Here is an 18,516-nt window from a genome sequence, read left to right on the forward strand (position 1 = left end):
CTGCACTCACTCCGGTCACATAGTTCGCTATGTTCCCGGGGATTCACTCCCTTGCCGTCGCGATGCATCTTGAAATCCATAGGGTATAGGTTATTTTAGGATAATATGCCGGAATGACACTCCGGCATAAAAATGATATTTTTCAACGAGTTTACTCTATTTTGAAAAAACGTTATCTCTATTTATACTTCAGCGAGTTTTTTATTCACTGGCGCATCTGCTGGCCGATTTATATAATTTCTGAATATCTTCCTTACCAGATAAATAGGGCCTACACCCAAGATAGAATAAGCCACTTTAATGAGGAACTGGGCGATAATCATTTCTTTTATGATGTCTATGCCGAGAACACCATAGAAAGCGATTGAACAGAATATGATACTGTCGAATGCTGAAGCGATAACAGTACTGGTTATTACTCGCAGGAAAAGATACTTTGAGTTTGTGAGAGATTTTATTTTGCAGAGGAGATACGAGTTTATATTCTCAGAGATAAAATAAGCAAGAGATGATGCCAGTAATACAGATACGATACTATTCACTATTCCATTATAAGTCGCACCAAACTCCCATCCAGGAACACCTGGCATCAGTGCGGTTCCCCAAAGCCCTAGAACAAATAATAAGTTCGCTGTAAAAGAGATAATAATCGTTCTTCTTGCCAGACGTAATCCATAGAATTCGTTTAGAATATCGACCAGTAAGAAGGTTATAGGGTAAATAAAAACCCCAGGAGGCGTGACAATATTAAGGATCGGGATATGAATGGGCTTCACACCACATATGGTAGAGAAAATATAGATAACACTGAGTGCGATGCTAATGAGTAAATAGGCTTGCCATGAACGCTCATGACGATCCCCAAGTTCATAAGCTGTTACGATATTACTGTGGCTGTATAGTTTCCGGTATATCGTACTGAGCTCATGTCTGCTCAGATCTTCTGAAATATCACTGTCAGCGAGCTCTTTTAACCCCATAGTAATGGTCTTACCTGTCGCTAGCACCATGACATTTGCCGATAATTTACCATACCTTGAAAATCCCAGTAACTTAAACTTTTGATTTACCGTCATTTATAGTCTTTCTCCTACAATGTAGCCTAAAAAATAAGCATTTTTGTAGGGTTTCCTATCGAGGCTGTCATCATTTTTCTCTTGCCGGATAAAGAACCCAATTTCCTTAGAGTAATACAATAATGGCGTATTGGTGACTAATGCGGGGGGACGTTTTATAATGATCACCTCACCGGGTATGAATGTATCTTCTATTGCCGATTCGACTTTAAGAGCCAACATGTTTGATTCATCACCAAAGAAATAGGTAAGCGGATACTCGGTAACAAGCTGACCTATTTTTTTCTCAGAAACGGCTAGAAATTCAGATTGTGGAACGATAGGGATAGCCGAAGGATTTTTATTGCCTTCGGTTGAGAGTGTTTCATTGAGGCGTTCTAATTGCTCAAGGTCATAATATTCTATTTCTTCACAAGAAACGCCGAAAAAATCGGAGATCCGAAGAACCGTAGATTGTTGAACGTTATTGACTTGTCCTTCCAGAATTTTATAAATGGTGGTACGGGTTAATCCTGTTCGGTTGGAAAAAGAGCTCTTGGTTTCTCCACGGGTACGTATCAAATATTCTATATTTTTAATGATATTTGTTTTTCGCTGTGCATTAGACGTTTTCATGAGAATCCTTTATGTAAAGATAACAGCATTACTATATATTACTTGATGATATTGTCCAGTGTGAAAAAACCACTCATTGTGATAATTTATTGATTTTACTTTTAATATCTGATTTTTCTAGTTATCTATATTAGCACATCCTATATCAGAAAATGCTCATGGATTTACCTTTATATTCTAAAAATGAAAGTTAAATCATATAATTAAGTGAAATTCATTATAAAGTTTACACAAAACTGAACTTTATGTTTATTTTTGTGTTGACTTTATGGATTTTATTATAATAATGTTAAGTTGTGTTGATGTGTTTTTGGATCATTAGATAGCATCAAACGAAACATTATTCTTATTATAAATCTCTCGGGGAAGAGCTACTTTATCCTTTGAGTTTGAAAGTGGGTTATTTTTTTAGCACTAGGGAATTTCAAGAAAATAGAGGAAATTAAATAAACATTAGGACTGAAATTAGTAAATTAATAAAATGATAACGCAGTTAAAACACCAGGAAATGGCAGTATAAAGATGCTTTGGAACAGCAATCGATTGAAATTGTGAATGATAGATACAAAGTAAGTTTTTCGATCGAAAATAGCCAGCAGAATATTGGACGTTTTACGAGGGCTGTGTCGATTTGATATTTGTGTATCTATCATTTTTTTTGAGCAGTTACGATGGAGCTCGTTTTGTAAAATAGAGGATATGCTGATGTGAATTGGTTAATTTATCAATGACATATCTTAATATTCTAATTAAAAATTGGGTTTTGCTCATGCCAATTGAGTCAGTTGTTGTTTTTTGGTAAATGTTTATCGGCACTGTTTATATCGGCATAGTCAAAAATGCTATTGAACCTGCTATTGCTGAAAGCGTAGGAAACAGAGAATTTAGGTAAAACACGCCTCTCCTCTTGATTAACAGATTTCATATAGGAAACTGTTCACCGGTTATCTCTTATTGAATAAAAATCCCAATCTAACCCGTATTATTTGCTGTTGTTTGATGCAAAAAAGGCAGTTTTTTTCGCTCAGTCTACAGAAAAAATAGACAATTATCTACCTTTAATGCTGGTAATATTGAAAGAATATAATTTATTGATGTTTAATTTCCGTGAGAAAATTCTTACTTTTTCAGCAAATTTATTCATTTTTTTGAAAGGAAGAATTGAGATAAAGGTTAAAAAAATAGTAAAAATTTTTATCGGTAGAGGATACCTATTTTGTGGCATGATGTTGCAACCTCGTACAGTTAATAGGGTTTGTAGAGTTATCCACTATTCCTGTGGATAACCTTGTGTATTAGACTTAGAAAAGTTACGCGACGCAAGAAAATACGCGGCTTTCGTCAAGGTTGATGTTATTCTCGTCTTTGTTTTAATTTTATTAAATATCAATAAGATAACTAAAATCAAGCCCTGTCTGACCTGTGATGATGTCCCATGTTGTCACCTTTCAGCCAATCATATAAAAAATGGAAAAATCAAGATAATTTTGGGGATAAAATGGTATTTATTTTGATATCAACGGATGTTTAATTGATAGGGAAGTGACCTACTTGAGTCCGTTTTTATAAAATCAACTTGAAGCTGGTTTTATATCCAGTATTATAGGCTAACTTAATGTTAGGAAAGTGAGATACCGATGAGTAAGGTGTTCAAATTACATTCTGACTTCCAACCGGGGGGTGATCAACCAGAGGCCATCCGTCAATTACAAGAAGGCTTAGAAGACGGGCTTGCCCACCAGACTTTGTTAGGGGTAACTGGGTCGGGTAAGACATTTACTGTCGCTAATGTGATAGCCAATTTAAACCGACCAACGATGGTACTTGCTCCGAACAAGACACTAGCGGCTCAACTTTACAGCGAAATGAAGGACTTTTTCCCAGAAAATGCCGTAGAGTACTTTGTTTCCTATTACGATTATTACCAGCCGGAAGCTTATGTACCGAGTTCCGATACTTTTATCGAAAAAGATGCTTCCGTGAACGAACACATTGAACAAATGCGCCTGTCTGCCACAAAAGCTTTGCTGGAGCGGCGAGATGTGATTGTCGTTGCGTCTGTATCGGCTATTTATGGTTTAGGTGATCCTGATAGTTACCTGAAAATGATGCTCCACCTGACCAACGGTATGATGATTGATCAACGCTCCATTCTGAGACGTTTAGCTGAATTGCAATATACCCGTAATGATCAGGCATTCCAGCGAGGGACATTTAGGGTTCGTGGTGAAGTGATTGATATCTTTCCGGCTGAATCTGATGAGCATGCCCTGCGCGTTGAACTATTTGATGATGAAGTAGAACGGTTATCACTGTTTGATCCGCTAACGGGACAGATTCAATATCATGTTCCACGGTATACCGTTTATCCGAAAACCCACTATGTTACTCCGCGTGAGCGTATTATTCAGGCAATGGAAGCGATTAAAATTGAGCTTGAGCAGCGGCGTAAGGTATTGCTGGCAAATGGTAAACTGCTGGAAGAACAGCGTATTACGCAGCGTACCCAATTTGATTTGGAAATGATGAATGAATTGGGTTATTGCTCCGGCATTGAAAACTATTCCCGTTATCTCTCTGGCCGTGCCGAAGGGGAGCCGCCGCCGACACTGTTTGATTATCTCCCGGCTGATGGTTTGCTGATAGTGGATGAATCGCACGTTACCATCCCGCAAATTGGTGGGATGTATCGAGGGGATCGTTCCCGCAAAGAGACGCTGGTGGAATATGGTTTCCGTATGCCTTCTGCGCTGGATAATCGTCCACTTCGGTTTGAAGAATTTGAAGCACTGGCTCCACAGACCATTTATATTTCGGCTACGCCAGGCAAATATGAATTGGAAAAATCCAGTGGCGATGTGGTGGAACAGGTGGTGCGTCCTACGGGTTTGCTTGATCCGGAAGTGGAGGTGCGTCCTGTAGCGACACAGGTTGATGACTTACTGTCTGAAATCCGTATTCGGGCGGTGAAAAATGAACGGGTATTGGTCACCACATTGACTAAGCGAATGGCGGAGGATTTAACCGAGTATTTGGAAGAGCACGGTGAACGGGTTCGCTATTTGCACTCGGATATCGATACTGTCGAACGTGTGGAAATTATTCGGGATCTTCGTTTAGGTGAGTTTGATGTATTAGTGGGAATTAACTTGCTGAGGGAAGGGCTGGATATGCCAGAAGTTTCTCTGGTGGCCATTCTTGATGCGGATAAAGAAGGTTTCCTGCGGTCTGAACGTTCATTAATTCAGACGATTGGGCGTGCTGCCCGTAACCTGCATGGTAAAGCGATCCTTTATGGCGATAAGATCACTGATTCAATGGCAAAAGCTATTGGTGAAACGGAACGCCGGCGTGCTAAACAGCAGATATTTAATGAAAAACACGGTATTGTTCCAAAAGGTCTCAATAAGAAAATTAGTGATATTCTGCAAATTGGGCAGCCAGCGGGTGGTAAAAGAAAGGGCAGAGGTAAAGCGGTTGCCACAGCGGAAACATTCAGCAACCTGTCTGCCAAAGAGCTGGAAAGCAAAATCCGCGAGCTGGAAGCGAAGATGTACCAGCATGCGCAGGATCTTGAATTCGAACAGGCGGCGAGTGTTCGGGATCAGATTCAGGCATTGCGAGAGCAATTTATTGCCAATTCTTAACCAAGGTTTTGCAGGGTATTCTCTAACGCCTGATGTAGTAATTCACGGTCGTGGCGATAGGGAACATCCTGTGCTTCGAGTATTTGCTGAGTAATAATCCGGTCGTTAAGCTCGCTGATATTTGTGCACGGGCCAACGATTACCGCATCAATTATCCGGCTGCCAATTTTGTTTTCCATTATTTCCAGCTTATCTTTCAGTGTCAGTTCGGCGGCCGCGGCACTGAGTTCTTTGCCTAGGTTACCGATATAAATCATATTGGCGTTGCTACGACGCAGTGCTTGGGTTAAATCTTCAAGCAGAAGCAATGGCATCAGACTGGTGAAGAAGCTGCCAGGGCCGATAATAATCAGATCTGCTTGAGTGATAGCATCCAATGCCTCTTTTGTTGCGGTCGCAGGCGGATAAAGCATCAACTCCTGAGGAATACAATTCAATTGATCAACATTAACTTCGCCATAAATGGTGTTGCCTTGATCATCTATCGCCATTAGGTCAACGGGCTGCTCAGACATTGGAATAAGATGAGCATTAACTTTCAACAAACTGCGGATTAAATTAATTGCCTCAAGGGGTCTGACACTTAAATGATCTAACGCTTTAAGCATCAGATTCCCCAGATTATGCCCTGCCAGTTCGCCATTGCCACTGAAACGGTATTCGAACATTGCTGACGCGACACTGGGTTCGGTAATAAGCTGATTTAAACAATTGCGGGTATCACCCCAGGCAATACCGCCTTCTGAACGCCGGATCCTGCCGGTTGAGCCGCCATTATCTGTCGTGGTCACAATGCCTGTCAGGCGAGAGCCTAGTGATGAAAGAGAGGACATAACGCGCCCAAGGCCATGACCTCCGCCTAAGGCAACTACCCGATCTAAATCGGCTAATGTGCGGTTTCGCATAGAATTCCTATTACTGACTGAGCATATATTCGCTGAATAATTTTAGCGTAATTTATTATAAAACACGATTAACCGAACAAACGTTATGATTGGGTGCAATGTTTTAACTGATCACAAATAGAAATTGTCTGTTATTTATTCTGAACAATGTGGTAATTCATTGTATATTCAATTATATAACGAAAGTGGGTATTCGCATTTTTCTTTGTTAAGCGCTAAAATCCATATCAGAGAAGGTCGTTTTACATTAAATCATATACCCAATGGATTTCAAGATGCATTGCGACGGCAAGGGAGCGTATCCCCGGGAGCATAGGTAACGATGTGACCGGGGTGAGTGAGTGCAGCCAACAAAGAGGCAGCTTGAAAGATGACGGGTATAGATGTTGGAATTAACTCCTAGCCTCTGCATCTAAGTCCCTTTTTACACAGCGATATGATGCTTTGGCCGTGACCACTGAGTCACCAGGATGTAAGGTAGAAATGCCCGCATCTCCCATATTTGGAAAGGTGTTATTGTGGAACAACTCATAGACGCTTTTGCTCGTAAATTTTACTATTTGCGGCTATCTATTACCGATGTATGTAATTTTCGGTGTACTTATTGTTTGCCGGATGGTTATAAACCCCGTGGACATCACTCCTTTTTGACATTATCCGAAATTCGTCTTGTTGGCCGGGCGTTTGCCGATCTGGGTACAGAGAAAATCCGTTTGACGGGGGGCGAACCGACCATGCGCCGTGATTTCACCGATATTATTTCCGTCATACGTGAAAATAAGTTGATTAAAACCCTCGCAGTAACCACTAACGGTTATCGAATGGAACGAGATATTGCTAAGTGGAAAGAGGCGGGTTTAACCGCAGTGAATGTCAGTATGGATTCGCTTGATCCCCGTCAATTTCATGCGATTACCGGGCAGGACAAATTTTTTCAGGTGATGCGTGGTATTGATGCAGCATTTGCGGCGGGTTTTAGTAAAGTGAAAGTCAACGTAGTGCTAATGAAAAATGTTAACGATATCAGCCTGCCGGCTTTCCTGCACTGGATAAAAGATCGTCCGATTCAATTAAGATTCATCGAGTTGATGGAAACCGGTGACGGTGGTGAAATGTTTCGTCAATACCATATTTCGGGGGAAGTTATCCGGGAACGCCTGTTGCTCGATGGTTGGCATTTGCTTCAACGTTTACGCAGTGATGGCCCTGCACAGGTTTTTAGCCATCCTGATTATCAGGGAGAAATTGGTCTAATTATGCCTTATGAGAAAGATTTTTGTCGGAGTTGTAATCGGTTACGTATTTCTTCAATAGGTCATCTTCATTTATGCCTGTTTGGTGAACAGGGGATACCACTGCGTGACTTATTGGCGAGTGAAAAACAACTTGATGATCTGAAATTGCGTATTCAGAATGGATTGCGGCATAAACGGGAAACCCATTTTCTTCATCAAGGTGACAGTGGTATCACCCCAAATCTTTCCGTCATCGGCGGTTAATTTACCGTCTGGATCTTGTTGTTTTTTCAGGAGCTAAGAATGTCTCAATTAACCCACATCAATTCTATCGGTGAAGCGTATATGGTTGATGTTTCTGCTAAAGCTGAAACATCACGCGAGGCAAGGGCAGAAGCGTTTGTTGGAATGAAGCCGGAAACACTGGCAATGATTATTGAAGGTCGCCATCACAAAGGTGATGTATTTGCTACCGCGAGGATTGCGGGTATCCAAGCAGCCAAGCGTACATGGGAATTAATTCCGCTGTGTCATCCATTACTGCTAACTAAAGTAGAAGTCCAGTTGGAAGTTCAGACAAAATATAACCGGGTCAGAATTGAATCCTGTTGTCGTCTGACTGGGAAAACCGGTGTTGAAATGGAGGCACTGACAGCGGCGTCAGTCGCGGCTTTGACAATTTACGATATGTGTAAAGCGGTACAGAAAGATATGGTCATTGGGCCAGTTCGTTTGTTGGAGAAGATAGGTGGTAAATTAGGTCATTTTAAGGTGGATAAATGATTAAGGTACTGTTTTTTGCTCAGGTACGTGAGCTGGTAGGTACTGATTCACTGGATCTCGATAATCGTTACACAACCGTTGACGGTTTGAGGACGGCGTTAATATCAAAGGGAGAACGTTGGGCCTTGGCGTTGGAAGATGGAAAATTGTTGTCAGCGGTAAACCAATCTCTTGTTCATGGCGGGCACCCATTACAGGATGGTGATGAAGTGGCCTTTTTCCCGCCAGTGACTGGGGGATAATAAATGGAAAACACCCGCATTTTCGTTGGGCCGGAAAATTTCAATGTAGGGGAAGAATATCAATGGCTTGCTCAATGTGATGAAGATGGTGCTATCGTCACTTTCACCGGCAAAGTCCGTAATCATAATCTGGGTGACCGAGTGAGTGTCCTGAGACTGGAACACTATCCCGGAATGACGGAAAAAGCGTTACAAAATATTGTCACCGAAGCACGGGATCGCTGGCCATTGCAGCGTATCAGTGTTATCCACCGGATTGGGACGCTTTACCCTGGTGATGAAATTGTGTTTGTTGGCGTGACAAGTGCCCATCGTCATATGGCTTTTGCAGCGGCTGAATTTATTATGGATTATTTAAAAACGCAGGCGCCTTTATGGAAAAAAGAGTTTTTGCCTGATGGTGATCGTTGGGTTGAATCCCGTGAGAGTGATCAGGAAGCCGCGAAACGTTGGTGATGAAAGTGTTGGCTAAATTCTGCGAAACGCTTCGAAAACTGATCAGATAGATGAACTGCTATACAAGTAATTATTGAATGGTTAATTGTTTTGATTATATTCTGTGATAATGTATAAAACTTGAGTGGGTTGTTGATATTAAACAGCCTGAATTTCTAAACACTGTCATAGAAGGTAAGCGCCATGGATCGTTATCCACGCTCAAATGGTTCTATAATCCAGCAAGCTGGAACCGGCTTGCAAACTTATATGGCCCAAGTTTATGGTTGGATGACTTGTGGCCTGTTGTTAACGGCGTTTGTGGCTTGGTATGTGTCACAAAATCAGAATGTTGTTGAATATATTTTCTCAAACTCGGTGATTTTCTATGGATTAGTTATTGCTCAATTGGGATTGGTTTTCGTCCTCTCTGGCATGATTAACCGCATGGGAGCTTCGTTAGCTACTGGGTTGTTTATGCTCTATTCAGCGCTGACTGGGCTAACGCTTTCCGGTATTTTTAAAATATATACTGGTGGTTCCATTGCCACTACTTTTGTCGTGACCGCAGGGATGTTTGGTGCGTTGAGTTTTTACGGCTATACCACCAAACGTAGCCTGAGTGGCCTTGGTAGCTTCTTGTTTATGGGGTTGATCGGCATCATTTTGGCTTCTCTGATTAACCTCTGGTTAAAGAGTACAGCGTTGATGTGGGCGGTAACCTACATTGGTGTCGTTATCTTTGCTGGCTTAACCGCTTACGACACTCAGAAGCTGAAAGAGATGGGTGAAGATCTTGATGTGAATGACAAAGAGAATTTGCGTAAATTCTCAATTGTTGGTGCATTAACGCTGTATCTGGACTTCATCAACATGTTCTTGATGCTACTACGTATTTTTGGCGATCGTCGCTAAATTCACTGATTGGTTTCTGAGAAAAGCCCTGCATCGTTAAGTATAGCTAAAATGCAGGGTCATTCTTATTAAGCAATTTTCCGTCTAAATAACCAATAGGCAAGATTACCGGTTGTGGCAGTAATTACCAAAAGAGGCCACAAACTTCTCCAGATAACCGTGAAATCGGCATCTTTGAGATAAATTTGCTTAGTGATGTCGTTAAAGTGCCAGATAGGATTAATCCAGGTGATGTCTTGTAACCATCCGAACATATTTTCAACCGGAGAAATATAACCGGAGATTAAGATAGCGGGCATGATAAAGACAAATACGCCAATAAACGCCTGTTGCTGAGTGTAGCAAAGGGAAGAGATTAGCAGGCCAAATCCCACCAACGATAAACTGTAGATCAGCATAGCGCAGTAAAACAGCGCTAGTGAACCAGAAAAGGGAATTTGATAGCAGAATATGCCAATAGCAAGCACTAAAGTTGCCTGAAAGGTAGCGACAATCACCGCAGGAACTGCTTTGCCAATGAAAATCTGCCAGGTGGTCATGGGTGAAACTAGTAATTGATCCAGTGTTCCTTGTTCCCTTTCGCGCGCAATTGACAGTGCTGTGACCGTCAATATTCCAACCGTAGTAATCAGTGCCACCAAAGAGGGCACGACGAACCATTTATAATCCAAGTTAGGGTTATACCAGTTGCGGATCACCAACTCGCTATTATTGGCTTTCGGCAGGTTACCCATCAGTTCCTGTTGATAGTTAAGGACAATTTCTTGGATATAGCCCGCAGCAATTTGAGCGCTGTTAGAATTGCGTCCATCCAGCAATACTTGGAGGGAAACCGGGTCATGACTGGCAATTTTAGCACTGAAATCTTGTGGGAAACGTACCAGTAATAAGGCCTTTTGGTGATCGATTACCGGTTGTATTTCTTGTGAATGGTTCAGCAATAGCACATCAGGAAATGCTTTTGATTTTGCCAGCCGTTGGGTGAGCTCAATAGAGGCTTTGCCTTTGTCTTCATCAAAAATAGCAATAGTTGCATTAGTCACATCAAGGGTTGCTGATAAAGGAAATAAGATCATCTGGAAGATAACCGGCATAACTAAGATAGCCCGTGTTTGCGGATCTCTGAGTAGAGATTGCAATTCTTTAATAATCAGGGTGTAAAGACGATAAAACATGCTAATTCCTTCTTAATCCAGACGCCGCTGGGTTTTCCATGCTGTCAGGCCAATAAACACAATAGCGGAGGCGATCAGTAATAATAGATTTATCACCAGTACCGTACTGATATTTCCAGCCAGAAAGAGAGTATGCAAACTACTGACAAAATAACGAGCCGGGATGAAATAGGTCACTACCTGAATAAAGGCAGGCATGCTATTTATTTCAAAGATGAAGCCGGAAAGCATAATCGCAGGCAGAAAAGCGACATTCAGCGCTATCATTGCGGCATTAAATTGGTTGCGTGTCACCGTAGAAATCAAAAGCCCGATACCAAGGGCCGTAGCCAGGTAGAGGCTAGTGATTGCGGACAATATCCATAATGAGCCTCTGTAGGGTACATCCAGCACAAATACTGTCATCAGCATACAGAGCATCATGGAGAATGATCCAAGCACTTGATAAGGCAAGAGTTTAGAAAGCAGTAATTCGGTGCGGGTAATTTGAGTAGAAAGCAGAGCTTCCATCGTACCGCGTTCCCATTCACGGGCAACCACCAATGATGTCAGAATGGCGCCAACCACGGTGATGATAATGGTTATTGCGCCGGGAATGATGAAATGCTGGCTAATTGTTGCCGGATTGAACCAATAACGAACCTGCATATCAATTAACGGATTAACAGCGTTCCCCTGATCTTGTCCTCTTTGTTGTAGCCAAATCTGCCACACTCCTTTAGCATAACTTTGTACAAAACTTGCTGTATTGGGTTCACTGCCGTCAGTAATGACTTGAATTTGGGCTTTACCGTCAGGACGGGCAAGTTGCGCATCGAAATTAACAGGAATGACAACCAGTCCACGTATTTCTCCTGATTGCATCATATTAATTAATTGCTGACGATTATCGCTGATTTTGGGTTCAATATAGGGAGAACCGGCAAAAGCCTGTATCAATTCACGAGCATCTTCACTTTGTTGTTCTACCAGAATACCAACACGGACTGTACTGGCGTCGAGATTAATACCGTAACCAAAGATAAACAGCAGAATCAATGGAATGGCAATAGAAATTAATCCGCTGGTGGGATCACGTAAGATCTGTTTTGTTTCTTTTACACAAAGTGCTTTCAATCGCCACCAAGAGAAGCAGACAGCTTGCTGTGGAGTATGTTGCTTTGGGCTACTCATTATTGTAGCTCCTCATCATAATTAACGACCAGATCAATAAATGCCTGTTCCATTGATGGGTCAGGTTTTTCATCAGTAGCAACCAATTGTTTCAAATCATCAGGCGTTCCGGCGGCAATCAATTTACCTCGGAATACCAACCCTATTCGGTCACAATATTCTGCTTCATCCATAAAGTGGGTGGTCACCATAACGGTAACGCCTTTATCTACCATGCCATTAATATGTAGCCAGAATTCCCGTCGTATCTGTGGATCAACTCCCGAAGTTGGCTCGTCCAGGAACAAAATATCTGGCTCATGCATCAGTGCGCAGGAAAGGGCAAGACGCTGTTTATATCCCAGAGGCAATTGGTCGGTGGTTTGATGTAAAACAGATTTGAGATTGAAAGCGTTGATCATGCCATCAATTTTTTCTTTTTGCTTGCGCCCTTGCAGGCCGTAAATGCCGGAAAAGAATTTCAGGTTCTGTTCAACTGTCAGGTTGCCATACAGAGAAAATTTCTGCGCCATATAACCCAAATGTTGGCGGGCTTTCCCGGAGCTGGTTTTCAGATCCATTCCCAATACCAGCGCCTTACCGCCAGTCGGCACCGTGAGCCCGCACATCATTTTAAACGTGGTGGATTTACCGGCACCGTTCGGGCCAAGCAGACCAAAGATTTCTCCACGTTTTACCTGAAAATCAACATGGTCAGTGGCAGCAAAATCGCCAAATTTTTTGGTTAAATCCTGCGCTTCAATGACTGTTTCTGTCGGGTTAGCAGCAATCCGTGGCATGATCTTTGCTAGTTCAGAATGGCGGGTGGAACCGCCACCGAGTAAATCGATAAAAGCATCTTCAAAGCGGGGAGCGGTTTTAACGATTTCAGCATCAGGTTGCTTAAGCTGGCTAAGTAATTCTTGCGGTGAGGCATCAGATTTGAGAATAAGACGAACATATTTCCCCTGAATCACGCCGTCTGTTACTTGTGGCAAGGTAAGAGCGTGTTGCAGCATTTTTCTACGAGAATCTTGTTTGGCACCAAGCAGAAAAGAACGCCCGGACATCTTTTGGGTCAGTTTTTGTGGTTGTCCGCTGTAGAGCAGTTTTCCTTGATTAAGTAACAGGACATCACGACACCGCTCAGCTTCATCCAGATAAGAAGTACTCCAGAGGATTAGCATCCCATCATCTGCCAGTTCGTGAACCATCCGCCAGAGTTCGCGGCGGGCTATCGGGTCAACTCCAACGCCGGGTTCGTCCAGCAGCAGAACTTTGGGTTTGCCAAGCAGAGTACAGGCAAGCCCCAATTTTTGCTTCATGCCGCCTGAAAGTTTGCCCGCCAGTCGCTTGGTAAAACGGGTCAGATCAGTAAACGTAAGTAGTTGTTCATAGGTTTTTTTACGCTCGTCACCCAGCACGCCACGCAGATCTGCATACAGATTCAGGTTTTCTAATACGGTTAAATCTTCATACAGGCCAAATTTCTGTGGCATATAGCCCAGTTCAAAGCGCACTTGTACGCCATCTTTTATCGGATCAAGCCCTATTATTTCAATAGAACCGCTATCGGGTTTCAGTAAACCCGCTAGCATGCGTATCAGTGTAGTTTTTCCTGCTCCATCCGGGCCTACAAGCCCAGTAACTGAGCCACCGTAGATCTCTGCGGTCAGGCTGGATACCGCAGGATTATTCAGGCTGGGAAAAGTTTTTTCGACTTTTTCTAACCTTATCGTATATGCAGAGCTGCTCATGACAGCTCCTTATTTATCTGAATCGGAAAAATGCAGAGTAACTGGCATACCTTGACGCAGGGCATCATCCGGGTCGGTGACAATAATGCGCAACCGATAGACTAGAGTAGTACGTAGATCAGGGGTCTCTACATTCTTTGGTGTAAATTCGGCGGTGGGTGAAACAAAGCCAATTTTGCCGTGATAAGGTTTATCTTTACGGCTGTCGGTATAGAGTAAAATTTCACGTCCGGGCGTTGCCTGTCCGAGATGGCTTTCACCGATATAGGCTCTTACCCAAACTGGGTCAGTCAGAGAAAGTGTAAACACCGTATTGCCGGCTGACAACATAGTGCCTGGTTCAATGGTGCGGGTCAGAATAGTACCGGATGAGGGGGAAGTCAGTTGAGTATCTTGCAAGTCCAATTCAGCCTGAGCAACAGCCGCTTCGGCTTGAGCAAGCTGGCCTTTAGCTTCTGCAATTTCTTCTTTACGATAACCGGTTTCGAACTGGTTCAGTTTATCTTTAGCTGCTTGTAAAGCTGCTAATGCTTGATTGTGATTTGTTTTAGCATCATCTAATTCGTTGGCCGAAATAACTTTACTTTGCCACAAACCTTGTTGGCGTTTGAAGAAACTATTAGCGAAATGCCAGGCAGCCTCGCGTTGTGCAACTTCCGAACGGACTTGGGCAATTTCTTCTGTGCGATAACCCTCTTCCATCATGGCTAAACGTGCTTTAGTGCTATCACGAGTGGCTTTCGCTTTATTGAGGGCGTTAATAAATGGCCCATTATCCAGTTGGCCGATGACTTGATTGGCTGCAATGGTATCGCCTTCATCAACTTGTAGACTAGCGAGTTTACCACCAACCCGGAAACTAAGATTAACAGTACGTATATCTACATTGCCATAGAGGGTCAGAGTTTTATCACTTTTACCTTGATAATAGTAACTTCCTAAAATAGCACTAAGAATAATCGCGGTCACCAATATTGCCAGAGTGAGTTTTTTGTTGTACATGATATTCCCTGTTATTTTATTTATTCGGATTATGTTTTTTCAGTCCATTCAGTAATAAATCGATATGCTGGATAAGGATCTGATCAATCAATTTATATTCTTCGGGTCCGATATTATTCCAGCCTGTCTGACGTAATAAAGTTTCCCTCGCCATGCGGAAAGTGAGAACTTCTCCCATTAAAGCATGAGTGTGTAGCATGGTAGAAAGCTGATGTTCATCGGCGCCGATATAGCTGGCAATCAGTTTATTTAATCTGCTGTGAAGGGGCACGAGTGCTTGCTCATGGATTAGGGTATAAGCATCCGTTGGCGCAAGTTGTTCTCTGGCCATTATCCGGCTGATATTAATACTCTCTTTTTCAATCATCAGGCGGTTAATTCCAAGGAATCCTTCATGAATCATCCTCAATATATTTTCTGGTGAGTACGGTGCTGATGATGAAAAAAAATCATCAATTTTTTTAAAAAGATGAGTGAACTCAGTCTTAATTGTGTCAGTAATATGCTGGGCAACTGCCTGATAAAGCCCCTCTTTAGAGCCAAAATAATAAGCTATGGCGGCAATGTTTTGTTGAGCATGTAATGCAATTTCCCTAGTCGTTGCACCGGTCAGTCCTGATTTACCGAAAATTTCAAGGGCTGCTTCGAGTAGCTGTTGTTTGGCTTGTTCGCCTCTGGTGGTTTGGGTGTTGTTGACTGACATGGACATGAATCCTGTTGCAAATAATCAAAAGACTTAAACAAAATATCAATCATTAGTTAACTCTATACTTATAGTAAATCAATGTAAATTGCATAAAAATGTTATGGATCATGAAAATTACTGGGTAAATAGCTGTCGTTTTAGTTGCATCATCAGAAAGTATATCTGGTATAATAGTTAAAACATGGAGCATTGCAGTTTGTGTTTTTTCCTTTGTGGTATTTACCACGTCTGATTTTCTTCCCATAAAACTGCCCCTGAATAGCGTTCAGGAATGGTGAAGTTTGGAGCTTTTCTTATTTATGAATTTTAAATCACTTGGCTTAAGTGCTGATATTTTGCGTGCCGTTGAAGAACAAGGTTATTCAGCGCCGACGCCAATCCAACAACAGGCAATTCCTGTTGTATTAGCAGGTAAAGATTTATTAGCGAGTGCTCAAACAGGCACGGGTAAAACTGCCGGTTTTACCTTACCCATGCTGCAACGGTTAAATGATTCTCCTATTCAGATGAAAGGGCGCCGGCCAGTCAGAGCATTAATCCTGACTCCAACTCGTGAATTAGCTGCTCAAGTGGGTGAAAATGTACGCGACTACAGCAAATACCTCAGACTGCGCTCTCTGGTTGTTTTTGGCGGTGTCAGTATTAACCCTCAGATGATGAAATTGCGGGGTGGTGTGGATATTTTAGTCGCAACGCCAGGGCGGTTACTGGATCTTGAACATCAAAATGCGGTTGATTTATCACGGGTAGAAATTCTGGTATTGGATGAAGCTGACCGGATGCTGGATATGGGGTTTATTCATGATATTCGCCGGGTGCTGAATAAATTACCACCGAAACGGCAAAATTTACTGTTTTCTGCGACTTTCTCTGACGATATCAAAAAATTAGCCAATAAGTTATTGCGTGATCCTGTTAGTGTTGAAGTTGCACGTCGTAACTCTGCTTCTGAACAGATTGAACAGTTTGTTCACTTTGTCGATAAAAAACGTAAAGGTGAGCTGCTCTCTTTCTTGATCGGTAGCCGTAACTGGCAGCAAGTGCTGGTATTTACCCGAACCAAACATGGCGCAAACCGTTTGGCGGAACAGTTAAATAAAGATGGTGTAACGGCTTCTGCTATTCATGGTAATAAAAGTCAGGGGGCGAGAACCCGTGCACTGGCTGATTTTAAAGATGGCCGGATCAGAGTGCTGGTAGCGACAGATATTGCTGCCCGTGGTTTGGACATTGATCAACTGCCTTATGTGGTGAATTTTGAATTGCCTAATGTCGCTGAAGATTATGTCCACCGTATTGGTCGTACTGGTCGAGCAGATGCAACAGGGCGGGCACTTTCTCTGGTCTGTGTTGATGAGCATAAACTGTTGAAAGATATTGAACGTTTGTTAAAACGGGAGATTCCCCGTATGGCAGTTCCCGGCTATGAGCCAGATCCAACCATCAAGGCTGAACCTATTCAGAATGGCCGTCAGGCACGTGGCGATAATGGGCAGAAAAATAGCCATCGTCGTTCTGGGGTACCTTCACGTCAGCGTAGCCGCAATCATGATGTATCCCATAAATGGCCTAACGCTAGAGGTTAATGAATGCGGGTTTTACTGGCTCCGATGGAGGGTGTGCTGGATTCTTTGGTCAGGGAACTTCTGAGTGAAATCAATGAGTATGATCTGTGCATTACAGAATTCTTACGAGTTGTTGATAGCTTATTGCCAGTAAAATCTTTTTATAGGCTTTGTCCTGAATTACATAACCAAAGCCGGACACCATCCGGCACGTTGGTAAGGGTTCAGCTCTTGGGTCAATATCCGCAGTGGCTGGCAGAGAATGCGGTACGAGCGATTGAATTAGGATCTTACGGTGTTGATTTGAATTGCGGTTGCCCGTCAAAAACAGTCAATGGTAGCGGTGGCGGAGCAACGCTGCTGAAAGATCCTGAACTGATTTATCAGGGAGCGAAAGCGATACGTGAAGCGGTACCTGCTCATTTGCCTGTGACGGTTAAGGTTCGTTTGGGTTGGGATAGCGGTGATCGGCAATTCGAAATTGCTGATGCGGTACAACAGGCGGGCGCGACGGGAATTACGGTTCATGGGCGAACCAAAGAGGATGGTTACCAAGCGGAGCGTATTAACTGGCAAGCAATTGGTGAAATTCGTCAACGTCTTTCTATTCCGGTTATCGCCAATGGTGAGATTTGGGATTGGCAAAGTGCGCAGGATTGCCTGAGTGTGACAGGTTGTGATGCGGTCATGATTGGGCGGGGTGCGCTTCATGTTCCTAATTTGAGCCGAGTGGTGAAATATAACGAACCAAAAATGTGTTGGCAGGACGTTGTTCAACTATTGCAAAAATATATCCGGTTGGAAAAACAGGGTGATACCGGGCAATATCATGTTGCTCGGATTAAACAGTGGCTTGGTTATTTACGCAAAGAATATGAAGAGGCGACAACGCTGTTTGAAGAGATAAGAAAGTTAAAAACGTCTGCTGATATAGCACATGTTGTGACGGGTGATTAAGAGCAACTTAAAACCTCTCATTGGGGCTATTATTTTATTTTGCTCTTCTTTGTTATGAAGAATGAACTTGGGCAGTGCTTAGACAAAAGCATGCCCATGAACATGTAAGACCGTTACTCTTTTTGAGAATTATTTTTATTCCACTCGTCGCGAGTTATTTCCCATATTTCCGAGGGCATTCTTCCGCTAACAAAGTCTCTATTTTCTAGTCTTATTAATCGCATACCACTTTTAATTGATATTTTCTTTGAGGCAATATTGTCGCTGGATTTAGGCGCTCTGAGTAGGTTGCGATTTAGGGTATTAAACCAAAAATCGGTAACTACTTGGACCGCTTCGGTCATAAATC

Annotated in this window: 17 protein-coding genes and 1 riboswitch; of the genes, 8 read left to right on the forward strand and 9 right to left on the reverse strand. The window is 42.6% G+C overall.

The window, feature by feature from the left end:
* Positions 1–182 precede the first annotated feature (182 nt).
* Positions 183–1,076, reverse strand: a complete 894-nt coding sequence (locus LG003_RS17890; RefSeq protein WP_112876158.1) for a queuosine precursor transporter — start codon at positions 1,074–1,076, stop codon at positions 183–185.
* Positions 1,077–1,691, reverse strand: a complete 615-nt coding sequence (locus tag LG003_RS17895; protein WP_112876157.1) for a helix-turn-helix domain-containing protein — start codon at positions 1,689–1,691, stop codon at positions 1,077–1,079.
* Between the two features lie 1,637 nt (positions 1,692–3,328).
* Here LG003_RS17895 and uvrB point away from each other — a divergent pair.
* Positions 3,329–5,338 (forward strand): excinuclease ABC subunit UvrB, encoded by a 2,010-nt coding sequence (gene uvrB, locus LG003_RS17900; protein WP_262981299.1) that lies wholly within the window; start codon positions 3,329–3,331, stop codon positions 5,336–5,338.
* On the opposite strand, the gene yvcK is transcribed toward uvrB, so the two are convergent.
* The gene (gene yvcK / locus LG003_RS17905) at positions 5,335–6,243 is read right to left on the reverse strand and encodes a uridine diphosphate-N-acetylglucosamine-binding protein YvcK (protein ID WP_112876155.1); all 909 of its coding nucleotides are present in this window, start codon (positions 6,241–6,243) and stop codon (positions 5,335–5,337) included. The two genes, uvrB and yvcK, sit on opposite strands and share 4 nt — an antisense overlap.
* Before the next feature lie 384 nt (positions 6,244–6,627).
* A riboswitch (molybdenum cofactor riboswitch) is annotated at positions 6,628–6,772 on the forward strand.
* Between yvcK and moaA the strand changes: the two genes are divergently transcribed.
* The 5 genes from moaA (at position 6,762) to LG003_RS17930 (ending at position 9,853) form a co-directional block, all read left to right on the forward strand.
* The gene (gene moaA, locus LG003_RS17910) at positions 6,762–7,742 is read left to right on the forward strand and encodes a GTP 3',8-cyclase MoaA (protein WP_262981300.1); all 981 of its coding nucleotides are present in this window, start codon (positions 6,762–6,764) and stop codon (positions 7,740–7,742) included. (Overlaps the previous riboswitch by 11 nt.)
* 39 nt (positions 7,743–7,781) lie before the next feature.
* Positions 7,782–8,261 carry a cyclic pyranopterin monophosphate synthase MoaC gene (moaC, locus tag LG003_RS17915; protein ID WP_262981301.1) on the forward strand — a complete coding sequence of 160 codons (480 nt, stop codon included), beginning with the start codon at positions 7,782–7,784 and terminating at the stop codon, positions 8,259–8,261.
* Entirely contained in the window at positions 8,258–8,503 is a 246-nt protein-coding gene (moaD, locus tag LG003_RS17920; RefSeq protein ID WP_262981302.1) for a molybdopterin synthase sulfur carrier subunit, read from the forward strand. Before moaC ends, moaD begins: the two co-directional genes overlap by 4 nt.
* Positions 8,504–8,506: 3 nt before the next feature.
* Positions 8,507–8,959 (forward strand): molybdopterin synthase catalytic subunit MoaE, encoded by a 453-nt coding sequence (moaE, locus tag LG003_RS17925; RefSeq protein WP_262981303.1) that lies wholly within the window; start codon positions 8,507–8,509, stop codon positions 8,957–8,959.
* A 183-nt stretch (positions 8,960–9,142) separates the two neighbouring features.
* On the forward strand, positions 9,143–9,853 hold the full coding sequence (locus LG003_RS17930) for a Bax inhibitor-1/YccA family protein (protein ID WP_262981304.1): 711 nt from the start codon (positions 9,143–9,145) through the stop codon (positions 9,851–9,853).
* Positions 9,854–9,921: 68 nt separating this feature from the next.
* Here the strand turns inward: LG003_RS17930 and LG003_RS17935 are convergent, their stop codons facing one another.
* The 5 genes from LG003_RS17935 to cecR are packed head-to-tail and all read right to left on the reverse strand — an operon-like array spanning position 9,922 to position 15,642.
* Complete coding sequence (locus LG003_RS17935) at positions 9,922–11,028, reverse strand: ABC transporter permease (RefSeq protein ID WP_112876149.1); 1,107 nt, start codon at positions 11,026–11,028, stop codon at positions 9,922–9,924.
* Positions 11,029–11,040: 12 nt separating this feature from the next.
* Positions 11,041–12,201 (reverse strand): ABC transporter permease, encoded by a 1,161-nt coding sequence (locus LG003_RS17940; protein ID WP_112876148.1) that lies wholly within the window; start codon positions 12,199–12,201, stop codon positions 11,041–11,043.
* On the reverse strand, positions 12,201–13,937 hold the full coding sequence (locus LG003_RS17945) for an ATP-binding cassette domain-containing protein (RefSeq protein ID WP_262981305.1): 1,737 nt from the start codon (positions 13,935–13,937) through the stop codon (positions 12,201–12,203). Before LG003_RS17945 ends, LG003_RS17940 begins: the two co-directional genes overlap by 1 nt.
* A 9-nt stretch (positions 13,938–13,946) precedes the next feature.
* Positions 13,947–14,939 carry a secretion protein HlyD gene (hlyD, locus tag LG003_RS17950; protein WP_262981306.1) on the reverse strand — a complete coding sequence of 331 codons (993 nt, stop codon included), beginning with the start codon at positions 14,937–14,939 and terminating at the stop codon, positions 13,947–13,949.
* A gap of 16 nt (positions 14,940–14,955) precedes the next feature.
* Positions 14,956–15,642 carry a transcriptional regulator CecR gene (gene cecR, locus LG003_RS17955; protein WP_112876145.1) on the reverse strand — a complete coding sequence of 229 codons (687 nt, stop codon included), beginning with the start codon at positions 15,640–15,642 and terminating at the stop codon, positions 14,956–14,958.
* A 302-nt stretch (positions 15,643–15,944) separates the two neighbouring features.
* Between cecR and rhlE the strand changes: the two genes are divergently transcribed.
* Positions 15,945–17,231: an ATP-dependent RNA helicase RhlE gene (rhlE, locus tag LG003_RS17960; protein WP_262981307.1), complete on the forward strand. Its 1,287-nt coding sequence runs from the start codon at positions 15,945–15,947 to the stop codon at positions 17,229–17,231.
* A 3-nt stretch (positions 17,232–17,234) separates the two neighbouring features.
* The gene (gene dusC, locus LG003_RS17965) at positions 17,235–18,167 is read left to right on the forward strand and encodes a tRNA dihydrouridine(16) synthase DusC (RefSeq protein WP_262981308.1); all 933 of its coding nucleotides are present in this window, start codon (positions 17,235–17,237) and stop codon (positions 18,165–18,167) included.
* Positions 18,168–18,280: 113 nt separating this feature from the next.
* Here the strand turns inward: dusC and LG003_RS17970 are convergent.
* The coding region (locus tag LG003_RS17970) for a GNAT family N-acetyltransferase (protein ID WP_262981309.1) at positions 18,281–18,516 on the reverse strand (236 nt) is incomplete at its 5' end.

Origin of the sequence: Photorhabdus kleinii (genome assembly GCF_025384885.1) — a bacterium.
GTDB classification, from domain to species: Bacteria; Pseudomonadota; Gammaproteobacteria; order Enterobacterales; family Enterobacteriaceae; genus Photorhabdus; species Photorhabdus kayaii.

Coding starts and splice junctions, on each gene's coding strand:
- LG003_RS17930 (WP_262981304.1), top strand. CDS start 9,143: ATGGATCGTTATCCACGCTCAAATGGTTCTATAATCCAGCAAGCTGGA.
- cecR (WP_112876145.1), bottom strand. CDS start 15,642: ATGTCAGTCAACAACACCCAAACCACCAGAGGCGAACAAGCCAAACAA.
- LG003_RS17935 (WP_112876149.1), bottom strand. CDS start 11,028: ATGTTTTATCGTCTTTACACCCTGATTATTAAAGAATTGCAATCTCTA.
- moaE (WP_262981303.1), top strand. CDS start 8,507: ATGGAAAACACCCGCATTTTCGTTGGGCCGGAAAATTTCAATGTAGGG.
- LG003_RS17940 (WP_112876148.1), bottom strand. CDS start 12,201: ATGAGTAGCCCAAAGCAACATACTCCACAGCAAGCTGTCTGCTTCTCT.
- moaD (WP_262981302.1), top strand. CDS start 8,258: ATGATTAAGGTACTGTTTTTTGCTCAGGTACGTGAGCTGGTAGGTACT.
- uvrB (WP_262981299.1), top strand. CDS start 3,329: ATGAGTAAGGTGTTCAAATTACATTCTGACTTCCAACCGGGGGGTGAT.
- moaC (WP_262981301.1), top strand. CDS start 7,782: ATGTCTCAATTAACCCACATCAATTCTATCGGTGAAGCGTATATGGTT.
- LG003_RS17945 (WP_262981305.1), bottom strand. CDS start 13,937: ATGAGCAGCTCTGCATATACGATAAGGTTAGAAAAAGTCGAAAAAACT.
- yvcK (WP_112876155.1), bottom strand. CDS start 6,243: ATGCGAAACCGCACATTAGCCGATTTAGATCGGGTAGTTGCCTTAGGC.
- dusC (WP_262981308.1), top strand. CDS start 17,235: ATGCGGGTTTTACTGGCTCCGATGGAGGGTGTGCTGGATTCTTTGGTC.
- hlyD (WP_262981306.1), bottom strand. CDS start 14,939: ATGTACAACAAAAAACTCACTCTGGCAATATTGGTGACCGCGATTATT.
- LG003_RS17895 (WP_112876157.1), bottom strand. CDS start 1,691: ATGAAAACGTCTAATGCACAGCGAAAAACAAATATCATTAAAAATATA.
- rhlE (WP_262981307.1), top strand. CDS start 15,945: ATGAATTTTAAATCACTTGGCTTAAGTGCTGATATTTTGCGTGCCGTT.
- LG003_RS17890 (WP_112876158.1), bottom strand. CDS start 1,076: ATGACGGTAAATCAAAAGTTTAAGTTACTGGGATTTTCAAGGTATGGT.